General features: G+C 64.7%; 15 protein-coding genes and 1 pseudogene. 6 read left to right on the top strand and 10 right to left on the bottom strand.

Annotated features, from left to right (window positions below; all coding sequences use genetic code 11):
- Positions 1-30 precede the first annotated feature (30 nt).
- Genes xylB through R4P95_RS12995 form a run of 4 tightly spaced genes read right to left on the bottom strand, consistent with a single transcriptional unit; the run spans position 31 to position 4,835 of the window.
- Positions 31-1,422 carry a xylulokinase gene (xylB, locus tag R4P95_RS12980; RefSeq protein WP_317744268.1) on the bottom strand — a complete coding sequence of 464 codons (1,392 nt, stop codon included), beginning with the start codon at positions 1,420-1,422 and terminating at the stop codon, positions 31-33.
- On the bottom strand, positions 1,419-2,342 hold the full coding sequence (locus R4P95_RS12985; RefSeq protein ID WP_317744267.1) for a carbohydrate kinase: 924 nt from the start codon (positions 2,340-2,342) through the stop codon (positions 1,419-1,421). The genes xylB and R4P95_RS12985 overlap by 4 nt, the downstream gene beginning before the upstream one ends.
- On the bottom strand, positions 2,339-3,820 hold the full coding sequence (locus tag R4P95_RS12990) for a mannitol dehydrogenase family protein (protein ID WP_317744266.1): 1,482 nt from the start codon (positions 3,818-3,820) through the stop codon (positions 2,339-2,341). The genes R4P95_RS12985 and R4P95_RS12990 overlap by 4 nt, the downstream gene beginning before the upstream one ends.
- 10 nt (positions 3,821-3,830) lie before the next feature.
- Positions 3,831-4,835, bottom strand: a complete 1,005-nt coding sequence (locus R4P95_RS12995; RefSeq protein WP_213577584.1) for an NAD(P)-dependent alcohol dehydrogenase — start codon at positions 4,833-4,835, stop codon at positions 3,831-3,833.
- 142 nt (positions 4,836-4,977) lie between these two features.
- Between R4P95_RS12995 and R4P95_RS13000 the strand changes: the two genes are divergently transcribed.
- The 5 genes from R4P95_RS13000 to R4P95_RS13020 are packed head-to-tail and all read left to right on the top strand — an operon-like array spanning position 4,978 to position 10,358.
- Positions 4,978-6,000 (top strand): sugar-binding transcriptional regulator, encoded by a 1,023-nt coding sequence (locus tag R4P95_RS13000; RefSeq protein WP_213575893.1) that lies wholly within the window; start codon positions 4,978-4,980, stop codon positions 5,998-6,000.
- Positions 6,001-6,052: 52 nt separating this feature from the next.
- The gene (locus R4P95_RS13005; RefSeq protein ID WP_317744616.1) at positions 6,053-7,378 is read left to right on the top strand and encodes a sugar ABC transporter substrate-binding protein; all 1,326 of its coding nucleotides are present in this window, start codon (positions 6,053-6,055) and stop codon (positions 7,376-7,378) included.
- Complete coding sequence (locus tag R4P95_RS13010) at positions 7,375-8,340, top strand: carbohydrate ABC transporter permease (RefSeq protein ID WP_213575894.1); 966 nt, start codon at positions 7,375-7,377, stop codon at positions 8,338-8,340. Before R4P95_RS13005 ends, R4P95_RS13010 begins: the two co-directional genes overlap by 4 nt.
- Positions 8,340-9,221, top strand: a complete 882-nt coding sequence (locus R4P95_RS13015; RefSeq protein WP_317744265.1) for a carbohydrate ABC transporter permease — start codon at positions 8,340-8,342, stop codon at positions 9,219-9,221. Before R4P95_RS13010 ends, R4P95_RS13015 begins: the two co-directional genes overlap by 1 nt.
- A gap of 51 nt (positions 9,222-9,272) precedes the next feature.
- Positions 9,273-10,358: an ABC transporter ATP-binding protein gene (locus R4P95_RS13020; protein ID WP_213575896.1), complete on the top strand. Its 1,086-nt coding sequence runs from the start codon at positions 9,273-9,275 to the stop codon at positions 10,356-10,358.
- 119 nt (positions 10,359-10,477) lie between these two features.
- Here the strand turns inward: R4P95_RS13020 and R4P95_RS13025 are convergent, their stop codons facing one another.
- The 4 genes and pseudogenes from R4P95_RS13025 to R4P95_RS13040 all read right to left on the bottom strand — a co-directional run bounded on the left by R4P95_RS13025 (position 10,478) and on the right by R4P95_RS13040 (position 15,627).
- Positions 10,478-11,101 carry a transposase gene (locus R4P95_RS13025; RefSeq protein ID WP_317744264.1) on the bottom strand — a complete coding sequence of 208 codons (624 nt, stop codon included), beginning with the start codon at positions 11,099-11,101 and terminating at the stop codon, positions 10,478-10,480.
- Between the two features lie 62 nt (positions 11,102-11,163).
- Positions 11,164-11,340: pseudogene (locus R4P95_RS13030) on the bottom strand (transposase); the annotation flags it as partial.
- Positions 11,341-11,520: 180 nt separating this feature from the next.
- Positions 11,521-13,032, bottom strand: coding sequence for an MFS transporter (locus R4P95_RS13035; protein ID WP_317744263.1), 1,512 nt, complete (start codon positions 13,030-13,032; stop codon positions 11,521-11,523).
- A gap of 1,023 nt (positions 13,033-14,055) precedes the next feature.
- Complete coding sequence (locus tag R4P95_RS13040) at positions 14,056-15,627, bottom strand: FAD-dependent oxidoreductase (protein ID WP_213575898.1); 1,572 nt, start codon at positions 15,625-15,627, stop codon at positions 14,056-14,058.
- Positions 15,628-16,244: 617 nt separating this feature from the next.
- Here R4P95_RS13040 and R4P95_RS13045 point away from each other — a divergent pair.
- Positions 16,245-17,381, top strand: coding sequence for an amidohydrolase family protein (locus R4P95_RS13045; RefSeq protein ID WP_317744261.1), 1,137 nt, complete (start codon positions 16,245-16,247; stop codon positions 17,379-17,381).
- Positions 17,382-17,550: 169 nt separating this feature from the next.
- Here R4P95_RS13045 and R4P95_RS13050 read toward each other — a convergent pair whose 3' ends face one another.
- Together R4P95_RS13050 and R4P95_RS13055 are read right to left on the bottom strand one after the other, a co-directional pair.
- The gene (locus R4P95_RS13050; protein ID WP_213575900.1) at positions 17,551-17,829 is read right to left on the bottom strand and encodes a hypothetical protein; all 279 of its coding nucleotides are present in this window, start codon (positions 17,827-17,829) and stop codon (positions 17,551-17,553) included.
- A 42-nt stretch (positions 17,830-17,871) separates the two neighbouring features.
- Entirely contained in the window at positions 17,872-18,906 is a 1,035-nt protein-coding gene (locus R4P95_RS13055; protein ID WP_213575901.1) for an acyl-CoA dehydrogenase family protein, read from the bottom strand.
- Positions 18,907-18,922: the final 16 nt, after the last annotated feature.

Below are 18,922 nucleotides of genomic sequence, written 5' to 3' on the forward strand. Positions count from 1 at the left end.
CCGTGAGTGGTTGAGGAGTCCAGAGACTCGTTAACCACTCACGGGCGCGGAGCGCCTATAGCGTTCGCGGACGTCGGGGGCAGGGTCGGCCTCGTAACGCTGGGTGGAGGTCTGATCCCACTTGGGTGGTTGCGTGGTGCCGGCGAGTGTCCACGCAGCCTGACGGCATGCGCCGACCGCGACGTACTCGCCGGGTTGCGGCACCAGGACGGGGGCACCGAAGATGGCCGGGGCGATCTCACGGAGTGCACGCGAGCGTGCGCCACCACCGACGAGCAGGATCCGGCGCACGGCGACACCCTGCGCGACCAGGTGGTCGATTCCGTCGGCCAACCCGCACAGCAACCCTTCGACGGCCGCCCGCGCGAGGTGGGCGGGCGTCGAATTGCTCAGCCGCAGGCCCTCTATCGACCCTGTGGCGTTCGGTCGGTTCGGTGTGCGTTCGCCTTCGAAGTACGGCACCATCACCAGGCCGCCGCTGCCGGACGGCGCCGACAGCGCAAGCCGCGACAGCTCTTCGTGATCGACGCCGAGTAGTGCCGCGGTGGCGTCGAGTACCCGCGCCGCGTTGAGTGTGCAGACGAGCGGCAGATGACGTCCGGTCGCGTCGGCGAACCCTGCGACGAAACCGCCGGGGTCGTTGGCCGGTATGTCCGACACCGCGGACACCACCCCCGATGTGCCCACCGAGACGATGACGTCACCTTCCTGTGCGTCCAGGGCGAGTGCGGCAGCGGCGTTGTCACCCGTGCCGGGGCCGAGTACCGCGCCCGACCGCGTCTCGCCGATCCGCTCGGACGGCGCTGCCACTCGGGGCACCTGCACCGAGCGGCCACGGAGGGCCAGCGACAACAGGTCGGGTCGATACGCGTTGGCCGCGGCCGAGAAGTATCCGGTGCCGCTCGCGTCGCCGCGGTCGGTGGCCAGGGCATCGAGATCGCGCGCACCGGTGAGCTGCCAGCCGATCCAGTCGTGCGGCAGGCACACCGCGGTCGTCCGGTCGGCCTGTGCCGGTTCGGAATCCGCGAGCCATCGCAGCTTGCTGACGGTGATGGCTGCGAGCGGGACGACACCCACGGCGTCCGCCCAGGCGTCGGGACCACCGAGGTCCTCCACCAACTGTGCGGCAGCCTCCGCCGACCGGGTGTCGTTCCACAGCAGCGCCGGGCGTACCACCGACCCGCTGTCGTCGAGGCACACCATGCCGTGTTGCTGCGCTCCTACTGACACCGCCGCGACGTCGTCGAGACCACCGGCCGCGGTGATCGCGGTGTCCAGGGCCCGCGCCCATTCCCGCGGGTGCACTTCGGTCCCGTCGGGATGTGGCGCTGTGCCTTTGCGGACGAGTTCTCCGGTGTCGGCGTCGCAGACGAGCACTTTGCACGACTGGGTCGACGAGTCGATTCCTGCGACGAGTGTCATTGCAGAATCCCGGCCTCTCGGTCGAGCGTCTCGCGGTCGGGAAGGTCTGCGCCGGCCTTGGCGACGGTGAGGGCGGACATGAGAACGGCGTTGGCCAGTACGGTGCGCAGCCGTGCGGGATCGAGTGCGCGCAGGGCGCCACGGTGTTTCGCGCCCAGCAGGCCCTGCGACCAGAAGCCGTCGAGCAATCCGGCCATGAAGGCGTCACCGGCGCCGACGGTATCGATCACCTGGACCTCGCGCGCGGCCATCTCGACGACACCCGCCGCGCACACCGCGAAAGCACCTTCGGAGCCTTTTGTCACGGCGACCACTGCGGGTCCGAGCGCCAACCAGTCGCGGGCGATGTCGACGGGGTCCCGGGTGGGGTCGAACCAGGCGAGGTCCTCGTCACTGGCCTTGACGATGTCGGACATCGACACGAGGTGCTCGATTCGTTCCCGGGCTCGTGCCTCGTCGGTAATCAGTGCGGTCCGGACGTTCGGGTCGAAACTGATGGTCGCCGCGGGGCGTAGGCGGTAGAGGATATCGGCCACCACGGCACATCCGGGTTCCATGACGGCGGCAATGGATCCGGTGTGAACCAGCTCCGGAGTCGAGGCCCAGGCGGGAGCGGGCAGCGCCCAGTCGAGGTCGAACGCGTAGGTGGCCGCACCTGTCGGGTCGAGTGTCGCCCGGGCGGTGGCCGTGGACTCTGCGGACATGCTTCCCGACGCCACACGGACGCCCGAGGCTGCGAGGTGGTCGAGGATCAATTCTCCCCGTGCGTCCTCCCCGATGCGGGTGACGAATTCGACCGGTCTGCCGAGGCGGGCGAGTCCGACCGCCACGTTGAGGGGGCTGCCCCCGGCGTACTCGGTGGTGGTGCCATCGGCAGCGGTGACGATGTCGATGAGGGCTTCCCCGACGACCATGCTCATGACTGCACCTTCTCGAGCAGGGATTCGAGTGTTTTTCGCGCGCCGACCCGGTGTAGCGAATCGAGTGCCCACAGATAGGCGGTGACGAACCGTGGATAGTCGGCCAGATCGCCGAAGATCGATTGGTTCTCGATGAAGGCCGTGGGGTTCTCGTGCTGGCTGCGTGCGATCGGCACGAGGGAGTCCCTCAATTGGTCGACGACGTCGATGGGTTCGCCGTCCTCGTCGACTCCCTCGGCGTACCGGGCCCAACTCGCGACGATCGCGGCCGACAGTCGAATGTGCCGGTCGGCTATCAAATTCTCGCGAATCACCGGCAGCAGCCACTTCGGGATGCGGTCCGAGGACTCGGCGCACAGTCGCGCGACGGTGTCGCGGATCTCCGGGTTCGAGAAGCGCTCGATGAGCGTGCGCTTGTACTCGTCGAGGTCGACCCCGGGAACCGGCGCCAGGGTAGGCGTGGCCTCGTCGTCCATGTACGACAACAGAAATTCGGCGAACAGCGGATCCTGCGCGACCTCGTGCACGAGGCGATACCCGGAGAGGTACCCGAAATAGCAGAGGGCCTGATGACTCGCATTGAGCAGGCGGAGTTTCATCAGTTCGTAGGGTGCCACATCGTCCACCAACTGCACACCGGCCTGCTCGAACGGCGGCCGGCCCAGGACGAACGCGTCTTCGAGAACCCAGGAGGTGAACGGTTCGGCGGCGACGGGCCACTGGTCGTCGATGCCGAATCGAGTCGAGAGTGCCTGCGTCACTTCCGCAGTGGTCACCGGGGTAATGCGGTCGACCATGGAGTTGGGGAAGGAGGTCTCGGTGCGCATCCACGCCGCGAGTTCCGGATCTTTCATCTCGGCGTAGGCGAGGAACATCTTGCGCGCCACGGTGCCGTTTCCCTCGATGTTGTCGCACGACATGATGGTCGGCGACGCCAGTCCGCGGGCTCGTCGACGGGCCAGTGCTTCCACGATGAGCCCGAATGTGCTTGTCGGCGTGGCACCATCGCGGAGATCGTGGACGATGTCGGGGTTCTCGCGGTCGAACTCGCCGGTGTCGTGGGTGAAGTTGTAGCCACCCTCGGTGATCGTGAGCGAGACGATCCGGGTGGACTCGGCGGCGATCTCTTCGATCACCGCTTCCGGATCGTCCGGTGCGAAGAGGTAGTCGACGATGGAGCCGATGACGCTCACGTCCCAGGTCCCGTCGGCATGTTTCAGGGCCAGGGTATAGAGCCTGTCCTGTGCCTCGAGTACGTCCTTCATGCGCCGATCGCCGGGCAGAACCCCGACTCCGCAGATGCCCCACTCGCTGGCCTGCCCGAGGCGCAGCAGCTTGTCGACGTACATCGCCTGGTGTGCACGGTGAAATCCACCGACACCGAAATGCACTATCCCGACGGATATGTCGTTTCGGTCGTAGGTGGGTACTTCGACTGCATCGCTGAGCCGCTCCAGCGTCTGCGCGTTCAGTTGCATCGCTCTCTCCTCATTCCTGGACGCGTACGACGGCCTTGAGGCTGCCCGGCATCCGGTCTGCATTCAACGCTTGTTCGGCCTCGGCCAACGGGTACTTTCCGGTGACCATCGAATCGAGATCGACCCGGCCGGAACGGGCGAGTGCGATCGCGGCGGGCCAGGTGTTGGCGTACCGGAAGACGCCGGTAAGTATCAGTTCCCGGTTCTGGATCGTCTGCACCGGAAGTGTCATCTCGCTCGAACCCATGCCCACCAGGACGACGGTGCCCGCCGGCCGAACCGCGCCGATGCCGGCCAGCACGGCGCTCGGCGCTCCGGAGGCGTCGACGAAGGCATCCACTCGGAGGGCCGACACGTCCTGCTCGCGCGGGTCTAGCACGGTGGTGGCTCCGAACTTGGCGGCCACGGCCCGCCTTTGTGCGTCGAGATCGGAGACGATCACTTCCGTGGCGCCGAAGGCCAGTGCCGTTTGCGCCGTGGCAATTCCGATCGGCCCGGCGCCCGCGATGAGCACCCGCGATCCCGCGGTCAGCCCGGCTTTCCGGGCCGTGGCGATGGCCACCGACAGCGGCTCGCACAGTGCTGCCGCGTCGTCGGACATCTCGTCGGGGACGGCGTGCGCGAAAGCGGCGCCGATCGTCACGTACTCGGCCAGCGCCCCGTCGATCGGCGGGGTGGCATAGAACTGCATGTGCGGGCACAGGTTGTAGAGACCGCGCCGGGTCTCGTCGGTACCGGGATCGGGGCGCTGGGGTTCGATCGACACCCGCTGCCCGATTCGGCCTGTCGGGACGCCCTCACCGACACCGACAATGGTGCCCGACGCCTCGTGGCCGAGAACGATGGGCTGTTCGACGACGAACTCCCCGATGCGTCCCTCGCGGTAGTAGTGCGCATCGGATCCGCAGACGCCGACCGAGGAGACCTGCACCAGCACGTCGCCGGGAGCGGGGGTGGGTACCGCGCGCTCCCTGATCTCGATGCGACCGGGTTCGACGAGCACGCTGGCACGCATCGTACTGGGGATACTCGAGGGAAGTGTTGTGTGGGTCACACCTCGATGCTAACGTACTGAGCAGAAGAACGCATAGTGATCATTTGCTCACGGGTTTCTCGGGCATCCGCTCCACGGCCCGAGATCATGGCGAGGAGAACCAGTGACATCCCCCGATACGACGGCATCGACGCCGTCTCTCACCGCAGTCCCGTCACCGTCGACCACGGAAGATCTGCGACTCGCGTTACGAGCGGCAACGCTCTACTACCTCGACGGGCTGACGCAAGCCGAGGTCGCGACTCGGCTCGGCGTCTCCCGGCCCACCGCGGGCCGCTTGGTTGCCCGCGCCAAGGCGCAGGGCTTGGTCCGCATCGAGGTGCAGGTTCCGGCGCACCTCAGTGACGCCCTGCGCTCCGACGAGGAACGTGCTCTCGAAGAACGGTTCAACCTGGTCGAAGCGGTGGTGGTCGCCGACTCTGTGGACGCCGCCGGCCCGATCGACCAACACGGCAGCTTCGCCGGGGTGGGACGCGCTGCTGCGTCGTTGCTGGTGCGGCGGATCCGCGACACCGACACGCTCGGTTTCACCTGGGGCCCGGAAACGGTGGCCGTGGCGCAGGGTCTACCCTCCGGTGCGGCAGTGTGCGCCACCGTTGTGCAGCTCGACGGCTCGGTGAGCGCCATCAATTACCAGACCGGCACCGAATACGTCCTCGGTAGGTGCGCGGAACAATTGCAGGCGAACACTATTCGGCTTCCCGTCCCGCTGTACGCGGATGCGTCCACGGTGGTATCCATGCGGGGAGACTCGGTGATCTCCAAGGCGCTCGAGGTCGGTCGCACGGCGCAGATGATGATGTTCGGCACCGGCGCGGTCTCCACGTCGACCACGTTGTTCGAGGGAAGCTTCCTCGACACCGACATGCTCTCCGTACTTACCGACCTCGGCGCGGTCGGCGAGGTGGGTGGCCGTTTCTTCCGGCTCGACGGCACTGACGTGGATGGGCCGCTGAACGAGCGGGCCATGTCTGTTCCACTCGACGACATCCGGGCCTGCGAGGGATCGATCCTCGTCACGGGTGGAGCCGCGAAACACCATGCGGCACTGGGTGCCCTCAACGGCGGACTGGCCAAGATGCTGGTCTGCGACATCGAATGCGCGCGTTGGCTGCTCGATCAGTAGCACCACGCAAGAGAGGTGAAGATCGGTGAAGAAGCATAGGAAACCGGCGACAATGCTGGTGGCGGGCGCGGGAGCGCTCTGCCTCACGCTCAGTGGTTGCGCGGGCGCCGGATCGCTGGGCGCGTCGGATCAGACCATCACCATTGCGATGGTGTCCAACTCACAGATGCAAGATGCTCAGAAGCTCGCGTCGCAGTTCGAGGAAGAGAACCCCGACATCGACCTGAAGTTCGTGACGCTGTCGGAGAATCAGGCGCGCGCGAAAATCACGGCATCCACCGCAACCGGTGGCGGCGAGTTCGACGTCGTGATGATCAGCAATTACGAGACTCCGCAATGGGCCAAGTACGGCTGGCTGAAGAATCTTTCGGAGTACGCCCAGGCGACCGAGGGGTACGACGAGGCCGACTTCATCCCCACCCTGCGCGAGTCGCTGTCCTACGAGGGGAACATGTACTCGGTGCCGTTCTACGGCGAGTCCTCGTTCCTGATGTACCGCAAGGACCTGTTCGAGCAGGCCGGGATCACCCTGTCGGAGAAGCCGACGTGGACCGAGGTCGCCGCAGCCGCACAGCAACTCGACTCCGAGGACATGGCCGGCATCTGCCTCCGTGGCAAGCCGGGCTGGGGTGAGTTGCTCGCGCCGCTCGACACCGTCATCAACACGTTCGGTGGCCGCTGGTTCGACGAGGACTGGAATGCGCAGCTCACCAGTCCGGAGGTGGAACGGGCCGTGCAGTTCTACGTCGACCTGGTACGCGAGTACGGCGAGCCCGGTGCCGCGACGAGCGGTTTCGGTGAGTGCGCCACACAGCTGGCTCAGGGGCAGGTGGCGATGTGGTACGACTCGACGTCCGCGGTGTCCACCCTGGAGGATCCGTCGTCGAGCGCCGTCGTCGGCAAGATCGGGTACGCACCCGCACCGATCGAGGTGAAGGACAACTCCGGCTGGCTGTACAGCTGGTCACTCGGAATACCGGAGAGCAGCGACAACCCCGATGCGGCGTGGAAGTTCATCTCGTGGATGACCGACAAAGAATACATACGTACGGTCGGTGAAGATCTGGGCTGGGAGCGGGTGCCCCCAGGCAGCCGGCTGTCGACCTATGAGATTCCCGAGTACAAGGAGGCCTCGGCGGCCTACGGTCCGCTGACGCTCGAGGCGATCGAGAACGCGACACCGGAGGCGCCCACTGTGCAACCGGTTCCCTACACCGGGGTGCAGTTCCTGGCGATCCCGGAGTTCCAGGATCTCGGAACCCGCGTCAGTCAGCAGATCAGCGCGGCCATCGCGGGCCAGCAGACCGTGCCCGAGGCGCTCGCCCAGGCACAGCAGTACGCCGAGGTCGTCGGCGCGACATATCGGGAGGAACAGTGACCACCATCGCGGAGAAGCCGGCCGCGGATACCACCGCCGACCGGGTGCGAGAACTGCGGGAGGCCAAGGACGACAGCGTCTCCCGCGCCGAGGGATGGCGTCGCCGAGGGCCGTTGCTGCCCGCACTGATCTTCATGATCGTGGTGACCCAGATTCCGTTCCTGTTCACGCTGTACTACTCGACGCAGTCCTGGAACCTGGTGCGTCCGGGGTCCCAGGCCTTCGTCGGACTGCAGAATTACGTGGACGTGTTCCAGGACAGCCAGTTCCGTGAGGTCGCGATCAACACCGTGATCCTGATCGTCGGCACCGTGCTGATCTCCGTGGTCCTCGGGCTGCTGCTCGCACTGCTGCTCGACCGCGCGTTCCTCGGCCGCGGTATCGTACGTACTCTCCTGATCACGCCGTTCCTGGTGACGCCCGTCGCCGGTGCGCTGCTGTGGAAGACCACGATGTTCGACCCGGTGTTCGGCATCGTCAACTTCGTCCTCTCCCCGTTCGGGGTAGGGCAGGTCGACTGGGTCAGCAAGTTCCCGCTCGCCGCGGTCATGGTGAACCTGATCTGGCAGTGGACCCCGTTCATGATGCTGCTGATCCTGGCCGGTCTGCAGTCCATGCCGCGCGACATCCTCGAGGCGGCACGGGTGGACGGCGCCAAGCCGATCGCGATGTTCCGCGAACTGACCCTCCCGCATCTCCGCCGGTTTATCGAACTCGGCGCGGTGCTGGGCGCGATCTACCTGATCAACACGTTCGATGCCATCTACATGATGACCCAGGGTGGACCCGGCACGGCCAGTGCCAACCTCCCCTTCTACATCTATCAGCGCGCGTTCCTCGGTTTCGACATAGGGCAGGCCGCTGCGATGGGCGTCATCGTCGTGATCGCGACCATCGTCGTCGCGACCTTGGCGTTGCGCCTGATCTTCAAGAGCTTTACCGGTAACGAGGAGGCAGCGTAATGAGTACCGACACTGCGGCGGTGCCGGTGGAGTCCACACCACCCACCGCGCCGGAGAAGAAGCGGGCGCGCAAGCACCGCAAGTTCAGCCCGTGGAGCGTGGTGGCGTGGATCGTGGCGCTCGGCTTCTTCTTCCCGGTGGCCTGGATGGTGCTCACCGCATTCAAACAGGAGGGTGACGCCTACACGACCCCGCCGAAGCTGTTCTTCACGCCTACCCTGGACCAATTCACGGCAGTTCTCGAGAGCGGAATCGGTACCGCACTGCTCAATTCAGCATTCGCGACCGCCATGTCGACGATCCTCGTGCTGGTGCTCGGTGTGCCGGCGGCGTTCGCGCTGTCGCTGCGGCCGGTACGCAAGACGAAGGACGCCCTGTTCTTCTTCATCAGCACGAAAATGTTGCCGATCGTGGCCGCGATCATCCCGCTGTACGTGATCGTCAACGACATCGGTCTGCTCGACAACATCTGGGCGCTGGTGATCCTGTACACGGCGATGAACCTGCCCATCGCGGTGTGGATGATGCGCTCGTTCTTCCTCGAGGTCCCGGGCGAACTGCTCGAGGCGGCGAGTATGGACGGTGCGAGCCTGTGGACCTCCGTGCGTGAGGTAATTCTTCCGCTCGTGTCTCCCGGCATTGCGGCCACCGCGTTGATCTGTGTGATCTTCTCGTGGAACGAGTTCTTCTTCGCGGTCAACCTCACCGCCGTTCAGGCGCAGACCATTCCGGTGTTCCTCGTCGGATTCATCACCGGTGAGGGACTGTACTGGGCCCGGCTGTCGGCAGCGGCGACGCTGGCGGCGCTCCCGGTCATCTTGGCCGGCTGGGTCGCGCAGAACAAGCTGGTCCGCGGCCTGTCCTTCGGCGCGATCAAATGATCACCCCGACAAACACTTCCCCCGACTTCGGTACTCACAAGAGGAGCAATCATGGCTGACATCGCGTACAAGGGCGCATCCTGCATCTACGAGAACGCCGACACGCTGGCGGTCGATTCGCTCGACCTCGAGATCGAAGACGGCGAATTCATCGTCCTCGTCGGACCGTCCGGTTCCGGCAAGAGCACGGCACTACGCATGCTCGCCGGCCTCGAGGACATCGACGAGGGCACCATCACCATCAACGGCAAGGACATGGTGGGTGTGCCGTCGAAGGACCGCGACATCGCGATGGTCTTCCAGAACTACGCCCTCTACCCGAACAAGACGGTGGGCGAGAACATGGGATTCGCGCTGAAGATGCGCGGGGTCGGACTCGAGGAACGCAAGCGGAAAGTGGCAGAGGCGGCGAAGGTTCTCGACCTCACCGAATACCTCGATCGTAAACCGGGCAAGCTGTCCGGCGGCCAGCGGCAGCGCGTCGCGATGGGACGCGCGATCGTGCGTGAACCACAGGTGTTCTGCATGGACGAACCACTGTCCAACCTCGACGCCAAACTGCGCGTCCAGACGCGTACCCAGATCGCGGCATTGCAGCGCAGGCTCGGCACCACCACCGTCTACGTCACCCACGACCAGGTCGAGGCCATGACGATGGGTGACCGGGTTGCCGTCCTGAAGAACGGTAAGCTGCAGCAGTTCTCGGCGCCGACCGAGCTCTACGACCGGCCGAACAACGCCTTCGTCGCAGGCTTCATCGGATCACCGGCCATGAACCTCATGACCATGCCCATCGTCAGCGACGGTGTGCGTCTCGGGAACTCGACGCTCGCTCTCGAACGCGACCAGCTGTCGGCGCTGCACTCCGCCGGGCTGGACACCGTCACGGTCGGTGTGCGTCCCGAGCAGTTGGAACTCACGACCGGTGAGGGCGGCATCGAGGTGATCGTGGACCTGGTCGAGGAACTGGGGAGTGAATCCTACGTCCACACCCACATCGCCGGCGACGGTACGCAACTGACCGCCCGTTCACTGACCCGCACCCCCGCGCGGCTGGCCGACACGGTGTCCCTGCGCAAGCGCGACGGAGCGGTGCATCTCTTCCACCCGGAAACGGGGGAGCGGATCGGCGACTAGAGCGTGGGCGCGGCCGATCCGAGATCGGGTCCGCGCCCACCCGTTGTGTCGAATGAATTTCCCGCGGACGGATTGACGCAGTGGGGGTCGCTAATGCCTCAGAGTGTGTTTGAAAACCGTCAGGTTCGAGCGAGCCGCCTGGTCATGGTCGCGATCGTTGCGATGTGAACCATGGCCTCGTAGTGGTGGTCGGGTCTGGTTTCGTAGTCTCGCACGCAGCGGCGGTGCTTGTTGATCCACGCGAAACTTCTCTCGACCACCCCAACGCGGGGTCGGACGTGGAAACCGGCGGCGCCGGGGATGCGTTTGATGATCTGCATAGGCAGGGCGAGAGGGTCTTTCGCCCAGACGGGCAGCCGTCCGGGCGGACCGCAGTCGGCCCAGACCAGCCGGGTGGTGGAGAACCTGCCGCGCAGTGCGGTCAGGAGTCGATGCGCGGCGTCGCGGACCTGGATCGAGACAGCGGTGACGACGACGGCGAGCAGCAGTCCGTTCACATCCACAGCAACGTGTCGCTTGACGCCGTTCGTTCTCTTGCCGCCATCCCAGCCGCGGCTCGATCGGGGCACGGTATCGGCGGCCGGCACCGTCTGCAAGGCGATGATCGCCGCGGTCGGGCACCGGTCCCGCCCGGCCCGCACCCGCAGGCGGTCGCGCAGCGTGTCGACGATGCGCTGCCGCGCGCCGCTGTGGGACCAGCGGGTGAAGACCGCGTACACCGTCCCGGTTGGAGGGAACTCCATCGGCAGTTGTCCCACGCGATACCACCGCGCACGATGTACAAGATGGCGTCCACTATCAGCCGGCGGCAATGTTTCTCGGGTCTGCCGCCGCGGCCTGCCGTGCTGCCGGGCGCGGGCAACAGCGGTTCGAGGGTCGCCCACTCTGCGTCGGTGACCGACGACGGGTACACCGCGCAACCGTGCCCGCTCGTCGCCTGGGGCGGGCACGACGGGTATGGCGGAATCGGCGATGATCGCATTGTGGGCTCCTGGAGTGGGCGGGGACTTGGCACTCACCGACCCAACCAGGAGCCCACTTTCTTCGATTCTCAGCGAGGCACACGCCCACAATCACGAGTTCTCAAACACCTTCTGAGCAGGAACTGTGAGACTTTCCAGGAGATGCAACTGCGGTAAACCCGCAACCGGTCGAACGGTGGCTATTCTGCGGTAACTGTGACTGGGGTGTCTGCGTGCCTAGGGTTGTTGTCAGGTTCCGAGGCCTTCAGACGGGAGGCGGCAAAAACTATTGCGAGACCGACAACCGACACAGTGACGCCGACGAGGACGGCGACTTGTAGACCTGTCTCACTCAGGAACGACCGGGACCCGACGTCTATGGTGCTGAGCGCAAGAATGATTCCGATTCCTGCAGTTCCGACTCCGGTGAAGGCGGTACGCACCACCAACTGCATTCCCGTCGCAGCGCTCGTCTCGGTCTGCGGAACGCATTCGACAATGAGCATGGGAAGACCGGCCAGGGCGAACCCCAGCGCCAGAGCGACCAGCACAACCATGTTGATCACGAAAGCGACTGCCGACGAGTAGGTGAACAGAAAGCCGACGTACGCGACAATCCCGATCACGAAGGCAATCATCAAGGTCCGAGCCGCTCCGAGGGTTCGGCACAGACGCGCAATCATGGGCGAAATTGTGTACCCGATCAGTGCGCCGAGAACGCTCGGAATCCCGGCTTGGGTGGCGGTGAATCCCAGCCCTACAGGAAGATCGATCGTTGTGCCATCAGACGATGCGAGATATTCGGGGGTCCGCATGACGGCCTTGTTGAAGACACCCGCCATCCCGAGTAGTGCGAGTCCGCACAGAGCCGTTGCAACCATCGTTAAGCTGAACTTGGGATTTCGGAATCGACGCAACTCGAACACCGGATCACTGACACGCAGTTCCCATTTCGTCCACAGAGCCAGCACCGCGGCGCCCATCCCCGCAAACAGCAATGTACGGGAACTCGTGAATCCCCAATCGCTGGCCTTCGTGATGGCGTACAGCACCGCCCAGATGCCGACGGCGAAAAGAACGACGCCCAAGTAATCGATTCTGCCTCCGGCCATGGACTCGGAGGAATCCTCCGGAATCATGACCAGGGTGGACACGCAGGCAATCAGCGACAGAACCGCGCAGGCGTAGAACATGACTGGCCATGTGAAGTGATCGATGATGACGCCGGCGAGGAGGATTCCGCCGGCGCCGGCCGCCGTGGCTGTGAGGCCGAGCAGGGTAAAGGCCAAGGGAACTTTTTTGTCTGGCAGCACCTGCCGTGCAATTCCGAAGGTCAGTGGAAGAATGCACGCAGCTATTCCTTGGACAGCGCGACCCGCGATAACGATTTCGACGTTCGGTGCCAGTGCACTGACCAGAGATCCGACTGTTGCGAGGAGCAGAACAACGATCAGGACCTTGCGGCGGCCGAACTGGTCGCCCAACCGTCCGCAGATGCCGACTGAAGCGGCTGCGACCAGGGAGTATGCGGTCACTATCCAGCTGAGCTTGGCGATGTCCGTGCCGAAGAAGGGGTCGTTCGAGTAGAGCAGCTGAAGCGCCATGCCACTTTCGAATGCACCCACCAGTTCGGCCAGGATGAGTCCGGCGATCACCAGCGATACGGATCTCTTTCGGACACCCGATACGTCCTTGTCGAGGTTGCTACTCATGAGCAGGTATCTCCTTACTAGGGGGTGGTGTTTCGAAGCGAGCTAGTGGTGTGTGGATGCACGAGCACAAACCGTCAATCGCAGAAATCGGACGAAAGTGGAAGCGTTCAGACGGCAAACGATGGAGGACCATAGGATTCGCTTCACACCGGCCGAATGTCGGGCGTCCCGGATAGAGCTAAAGGCATGTGCGCTGGGTCGATCAGACCTACGGCGAATTGTTGGCCTCGTTGCGTGCTCGGCCTCAGATACGTGCCCTGTGCAGGGAACGTCGTTGCTGTCATGGAAGTCCTCGTCAGAAGCGATGGTCATGATCGCGTAGGGCGACCGGCGCGCACCAAGGTGAGACGCGAATCACATATACGGCATACAGTAGAAGTCGATTTCCTATTAGTCAATAGGCCGTGAACAGGCTTACCGGTGGCTTAAACGCGGAATCGAGGAGATATACCCCGTATAGGTGATCCCTTGAGCGGGATGCGCCATGTGGCAGGGAAAGTTGTTGGCCAAGTTGCCGGTGGACACATGGGTCAGGGCAGCCGGACATCGCCGGTGCCTACTGCCCGCGCGGTGGGTAGATCGGTTCCGGCCGCCGGTCCGCGAAAAGACATCGGCGGAGGTGCTCATGTCGAAACACGGCGGAAACGCTCGGCAGCTGACGCTCAACAGCCTTCGCGACCGCGTCTGCACATGGCCCGGTTCGTCGATGACGGCTGGACGTTGTACTGCGGCGGCAAAGATATTCGTGCTTTCGCTCCGCACCGCAGTTCGTCCACGACGCCGGTTGCAGTGGTAAGGCAGATGATCGCCGTTTCCATCACCCGGCTCGGATCAGCGGGAAGATCGAGCGCTCTCCCGGCGCCATGGCCGACGGCGGGGCCACGTCTCGTACGAGTGGGTCGACCACTACAACGCAGCCTCTACCGCGCTGGCTCCATTTCTACAATCAGCACGGAGTCCACTCTGCTCTCGGTGGCAAACCGCCGATCAGCCGACTGACCGACCAACCTTTGTGTCCACCAACTACAAAAAGGCTGCGCTGAGGTGGGTATTCGGGGATCCGGTCAGAATTGGGGACCTTGCGGCCGCGGTGCCGGCGAGTCGTCCTGAGGTCATCGCCCATCCGATGTGTAGGCCGTTGTTGAGAAGTTGCAGCCCGCCCTGACCAGCCGAGCCAGCCGCGAACAGTCCTGCAATTGGAGTGCCGGTGCGGTCGAGGACGCGCAGGTCCGTGTCGACGGCAAGCCCTCCGTTGGTGAGGGTCACGACTGCTTGCAGCGGCCCCAATGCAAAGAACGGTCCCTGCCGGATTCCTGCACCGAAATGTTCGCGGCCGTAGTCGGTGTCGGTTCCGGTGTCGATCGAGTCGTTCCATCGGGTCACCGTGGTGATCAAGGCTGACGCAGGCACGCGAAGTTCCGTGGCCAGTTCCTGCAGGGTCGGCGCCTCGGTGAGGAGATCCGGCCGGAACCGGCGGACGTCTTCAAGGTATGCCTGGGCCACTCCGGGGAAGGCGGCGATGGGATCACCGCCGCGGCTGAACGCCGCTGCGACACCGGATTCAAAGAGCATGAAGGATCGGTTCCCGTGTGCGGCTACTCCGCGGGCAAGTTCACTGGTCGATTCTTCGTTGGCGACCCTTGTACCGGATGACGACACGTGGATGGCGCCGGCCGTGTACATCGCGGGAGATGGTGCCAGCCAGCTGATCATCGCGCCCTTGGTGAAGAAGTCGAACAGAGGGCGGGGCAGGTGGTTGGCGACTGGTGCAGCCAAGCGTGCGAAGGCTGGATGCGCCGGCATTGCTTTGAGTACGTCGGGACGAGTTCGGGGAGCGTAGCGCAGGGTCTCGAAAGCGGTATCCATCTGGACGAGTTGACCACCAGCCGATTGTCCGAGCAGGTGTCCGTCTCCGGTATTGCCCGGGTTGACCGGTGAGACCCTGCTGGCCGCCTCTCCGATTCCGGACCGCAACAGGTCGGCAGACGCGGAGAAGTCACCGGTAGCAATGACCACCCCCCGGCTCGCCAGGTAGGTTCCGTCAGCGGACCTGGCTCCGATGACTGCTCCGGTGGAGTTGCGCAGCAGTTCGCCGGCCGGAGAGCTCAACACTATCCGGACGGACAGGCGTCGAGCGGTAGCTCGGAGCGTCGCCGTGTAGCTTTTGGAATTGGGAAGTACCAGATGAGTCCGTGGATGACGGTGCGGGGGTTCGGGGAAGGGCCCGAGGAATCTGACGCCTAGGCCGATCAGCCAATCGAGGGTCGAGGCGGCGTTGAATGCGAACAACCGACGCAGTTCGTGGTTCTCGCGCTCTTCGAACGCTCCGTTGGTGTGCTCGAGATCCGATATGAATTCCTCGACCGAGTCGGCGATTCCGGCTTTGCGCTGCAACGAGGTCATGGGTGCGGCGAACGCTCCGACCGCCATTGCGGTACTACCACCGAATGTCGCCGCCTTCTCGAGCACGATGACGCGGGCCCCGGACTGAGCGGCGGCCACGGCCGCCGCTAATCCGGAACCTCCGGCGCCAAGTACCAAGACGTCACATATCGACGTCGATCCCTCGGGGAGGGCTACATCCTGTGTCGGCACGGTTCGGCCCTTTCTGAACGTGAGAAGGGAAGTCAGGCGGGAAAGTTGAGATGCACGCGCCACACCGTCGACGAGCCGGCGGGCGGTGTTGGCCCAAACTCCGGTCCCGGGTGATCGCGATCTGCCATACGGGCGAATCGCGTGTGCAACGGAAGACTTACGGCGGCGCCGTGATCGCCCGACGTGACGCCCAGCGACGATATCACCAGGATTGTATGGTGTATAGGTACGCTGTGTGACGACTATATCCCGCCGTACTGCGGTTCGGCGGCGATGCATCGGCGCTGGACCTGGTCTTGGCATGTCAACCCCTATGGCGTCGGCACGCTGATTGCTTTCGGGGCATGCTGGCAGAGCCGAATGTCGGTCGGCCGCTGTACCAGTTGCCCGCCCAGGGAGGGGACTGTGGACCAGCGCACTCGTGTCCGGGGATGTGGCGCACTTGCGGCGAATGCAGCGGCGGGGTACGCCGAGCTTTCCCCTGGAGTTTCTCGGGTTCCTGTCCGTAAGAGGCCGACTGCTTCGTGGGGTCGAGGCGGCCTTCCTTCCACGAAAGAACTATACGGTGTATAGTTCTTTCTAGTTGGACCATCTTCGGAAGGACAAAGGAGGCCTACATGGCGACGAAGATTTGGGCGAATTCCGGTGATTCCCACTTCCTGGAACCGGCGGATCTGTTCCAGCAGATCCTCCCGCCGGCGCTGGCCGAGCGCATGCCGCGATCGGTCAAGGATCCCGATGGCAGCAAGGAGACGGTGTACATCGATGGGGAGGTGATTGTCCGTGCCCTTCCCAAGCCGCTGAAGGACGGGGAGTTCAAGGGGGAGACCATTGCAACTCTCGCCCACCGACCGCCAGGCTCGGGCAACACTCGCGAACGCCTCAAAGATCTCGACCAGGAGGGAATCTGGGGCGAGATCGTCTTTCCCTCACTCGGCATGTGGGCCGGGGCGATCAAGGACCCGGTCCTGGTAGCCGAGGGCTCGAAGGCGCTCAACGACTGGGCGCTCGATGAGATTCAGAATGTCGACCCACGGCGTCTCGTGGCGACGGCAATGCTTCCCCTGCTCGACATCAACGATGCGGTGAAAGAGGCATACCGCGCCAAGGACAAGGGCTTCTACGCCGTCTACCTGCCGACCGTGCCGCCGCCGGGCAAGCCGTTGTACAACGACGACTACTGGGAGCCGCTGTGGGGCGCCCTGGAGGAGACCGGCCTGATCCTGACCATTCATATTGGTACCGACGGGGAAACGGCGGTGTTCCGCGGCCCGGGCGGTGCGGTATTGAATTACGTCGAAACAACTTATGGTGGGCAGCGCGCCACGACCCAGCTGATCGCGGGTGGTGCCCTCGACCGGCATCCGAACCTGAAGGTACTCATTGCCGAGGGTGGCGCGGCGTGGGCGCCGTTCCTCGGGGATCGCATGAACGAGGGGTACCGCCAGCACGGCATGTTCGTCCGGCCGACGCTGTCGATGCCGCCGAAGGAGTACATCTACCGCCAGGTGTATGTGTCGTTCCAGCACGACGTCACCGCTGTTGCTGCCGTGACGGGGATGGGTTACCAGAACGTGATGTTCGGTAGTGACTACCCACATCTGGAAGGCACCTACGGCCACACTCAGAAGACGCTGCACGAACTGTTCGATGGCGTCGATGACAAGGTGCGTCACCGCATCACCGTCGGTGCGTTCCTGGATCTGTTCCCCCACATCGGTGAGCCGCCGGCGGGGCTCAACGACGAGTTCTAATCTTGCAGTAGTTGTTTCGCAATTGCCCCTGGAGTCGCCAAGACTCCGGGGGCAATTGTCGTGCCAGCGCTCGCATTCCGCGGACCTGTGTTGCACCCGTGGAAGGGTGAGGCGGACATGGCTGAGCGGACGGGCATGAGAGCACCGTCCGCTTACGCCGTGCGAGTGACTACTGTGCGTTGATCGGTTGCAGGCAGACCGTGACGGTGCCCGACAGGGGCACGTCCTCGGCGGCCCAGATACTGCCGTCCGAGGCGTGCACGACCAACCGGTCGGCGCGGCCGGGATCCCAGTCGGCGCTCTTGGCACGCAAGGGCGGATGGATGAAGTAGGAGCCGCTGACGATCGGAACGCCGTCGCGGACCAGCATCTCGAAACTGGGCGTGCCGAAAACGTCCTCGTCGTCGTCGAGCAGGGTCGGAGTGGCATGGGGGTCCGGAGTGGTCATCTTTCCTCCATAAATTCGTTCGATTGTGTGGATGGGCGGGACTCAGGCGGTCAGATCGGACCATAGGTGGTCGATGCCGCGGGTGACGGTGCGCAGTCCCACCGCGGTGCGCGCGGTGTCCTGTCGCATTCCTTCTTCTGCCCATGCCCACAGCCTGCGGGTGTATCGGTGCAAGTCGTATTCGTGAGCAACGCCCATCGCTCCATGCAGATCGTGGGCGGTGCGCGCCAGGACGGTGGCGAGTGCGGCCACGTCGACGTGGGTGGCAACTGTCGCGGCGGTGGTCGGCGTCTGCCGCGCCGCATCCAGCGCAAAGCGGGCTGCGGAAAGCTGGCATCGCATCAGCGCCACTTCCTGGGCGACCGATTGCTGAGCCTGCAGGGGCCGGCCGAACTGCTCGCGTTCGGCGACGTATTTGGCGGTCAATGACACGGTTGCCTCCATCGCTCCGATGGTGGCAGCGCTGCGCAGCAGCATCGCGAGCGAGGGCAGGACCGGATCGTCGCCGTACCAGGAGCGATCGGCGTCGACGGTAACGGCGTCCAAGTGCACCTCGTCGCGGGGTTCACCCGCGAAATTCTCCCCCCGCCGGATCCGGATGCCGGGGGCGTCGGCGGCGCACTCGACCCAGCGTGGCCTGCGGTCCGGGAGGCGCAGGAGGAAGGCGTCGGCGTGCCGGGCCCACGGAACACGGGGGATGGATCCGGAGACGACGAAGTGACCGTCTCGTTCGGCCACCTCGAGGGTGGCGCCCGGGGCCGCCGCTTCGACCACCAGTCTGCGGGTGAGGATGTCCGTGCGCGATCCGGCGGCAGCGGTCACGGCGGCCACGTGGGCCTCGAGGAGGGGAAGGGCGGCGGCGTTGCGTCCGAGGCCTTCGGCGAGTGCGAGCACGTCGTCGAATTCGCCTCCCGCACCGCCGGATTGCTCGTCGATACCGACCAGCGGCCATTCGAGGCCGCGGACGGTGTCCCACGGGATGTCCAGGCCGGTCGGGTCGGCGTCGAGTTGAGGCCGCAGGGATGCGTATACCTCGTCGCTCATCGAACGCAGCAGTGCTGCGGTCTCGATTGTCATCGGGGTTCTCCTCGGG

It is taken from the genome of Rhodococcus sp. IEGM 27 (assembly GCF_033142305.1).
Classification (GTDB): domain Bacteria; phylum Actinomycetota; class Actinomycetes; order Mycobacteriales; family Mycobacteriaceae; genus Rhodococcus_F; species Rhodococcus_F oxybenzonivorans.

What these genes read in the sequence shown, in the direction of transcription:
- xylB (WP_317744268.1), bottom strand. Translation starts at nt 1,422, where the DNA reads ATGACACTCGTCGCAGGAATCGACTCGTCGACCCAGTCGTGCAAAGTG.
- R4P95_RS12985 (WP_317744267.1), bottom strand. Translation starts at nt 2,342, where the DNA reads ATGAGCATGGTCGTCGGGGAAGCCCTCATCGACATCGTCACCGCTGCC.
- R4P95_RS12990 (WP_317744266.1), bottom strand. Translation starts at nt 3,820, where the DNA reads ATGCAACTGAACGCGCAGACGCTGGAGCGGCTCAGCGATGCAGTCGAA.
- R4P95_RS12995 (WP_213577584.1), bottom strand. Translation starts at nt 4,835, where the DNA reads ATGCGTGCCAGCGTGCTCGTCGAACCCGGTCGCATCGAGATCAGGGAG.
- R4P95_RS13005 (WP_317744616.1), top strand. Translation starts at nt 6,053, where the DNA reads ATGCTGGTGGCGGGCGCGGGAGCGCTCTGCCTCACGCTCAGTGGTTGC.
- R4P95_RS13015 (WP_317744265.1), top strand. Translation starts at nt 8,340, where the DNA reads ATGAGTACCGACACTGCGGCGGTGCCGGTGGAGTCCACACCACCCACC.
- R4P95_RS13020 (WP_213575896.1), top strand. Translation starts at nt 9,273, where the DNA reads ATGGCTGACATCGCGTACAAGGGCGCATCCTGCATCTACGAGAACGCC.
- R4P95_RS13025 (WP_317744264.1), bottom strand. Translation starts at nt 11,101, where the DNA reads ATGGAGTTCCCTCCAACCGGGACGGTGTACGCGGTCTTCACCCGCTGG.
- R4P95_RS13035 (WP_317744263.1), bottom strand. Translation starts at nt 13,032, where the DNA reads ATGAGTAGCAACCTCGACAAGGACGTATCGGGTGTCCGAAAGAGATCC.
- R4P95_RS13045 (WP_317744261.1), top strand. Translation starts at nt 16,245, where the DNA reads ATGGCGACGAAGATTTGGGCGAATTCCGGTGATTCCCACTTCCTGGAA.
- R4P95_RS13050 (WP_213575900.1), bottom strand. Translation starts at nt 17,829, where the DNA reads ATGACCACTCCGGACCCCCATGCCACTCCGACCCTGCTCGACGACGAC.
- R4P95_RS13055 (WP_213575901.1), bottom strand. Translation starts at nt 18,906, where the DNA reads ATGACAATCGAGACCGCAGCACTGCTGCGTTCGATGAGCGACGAGGTA.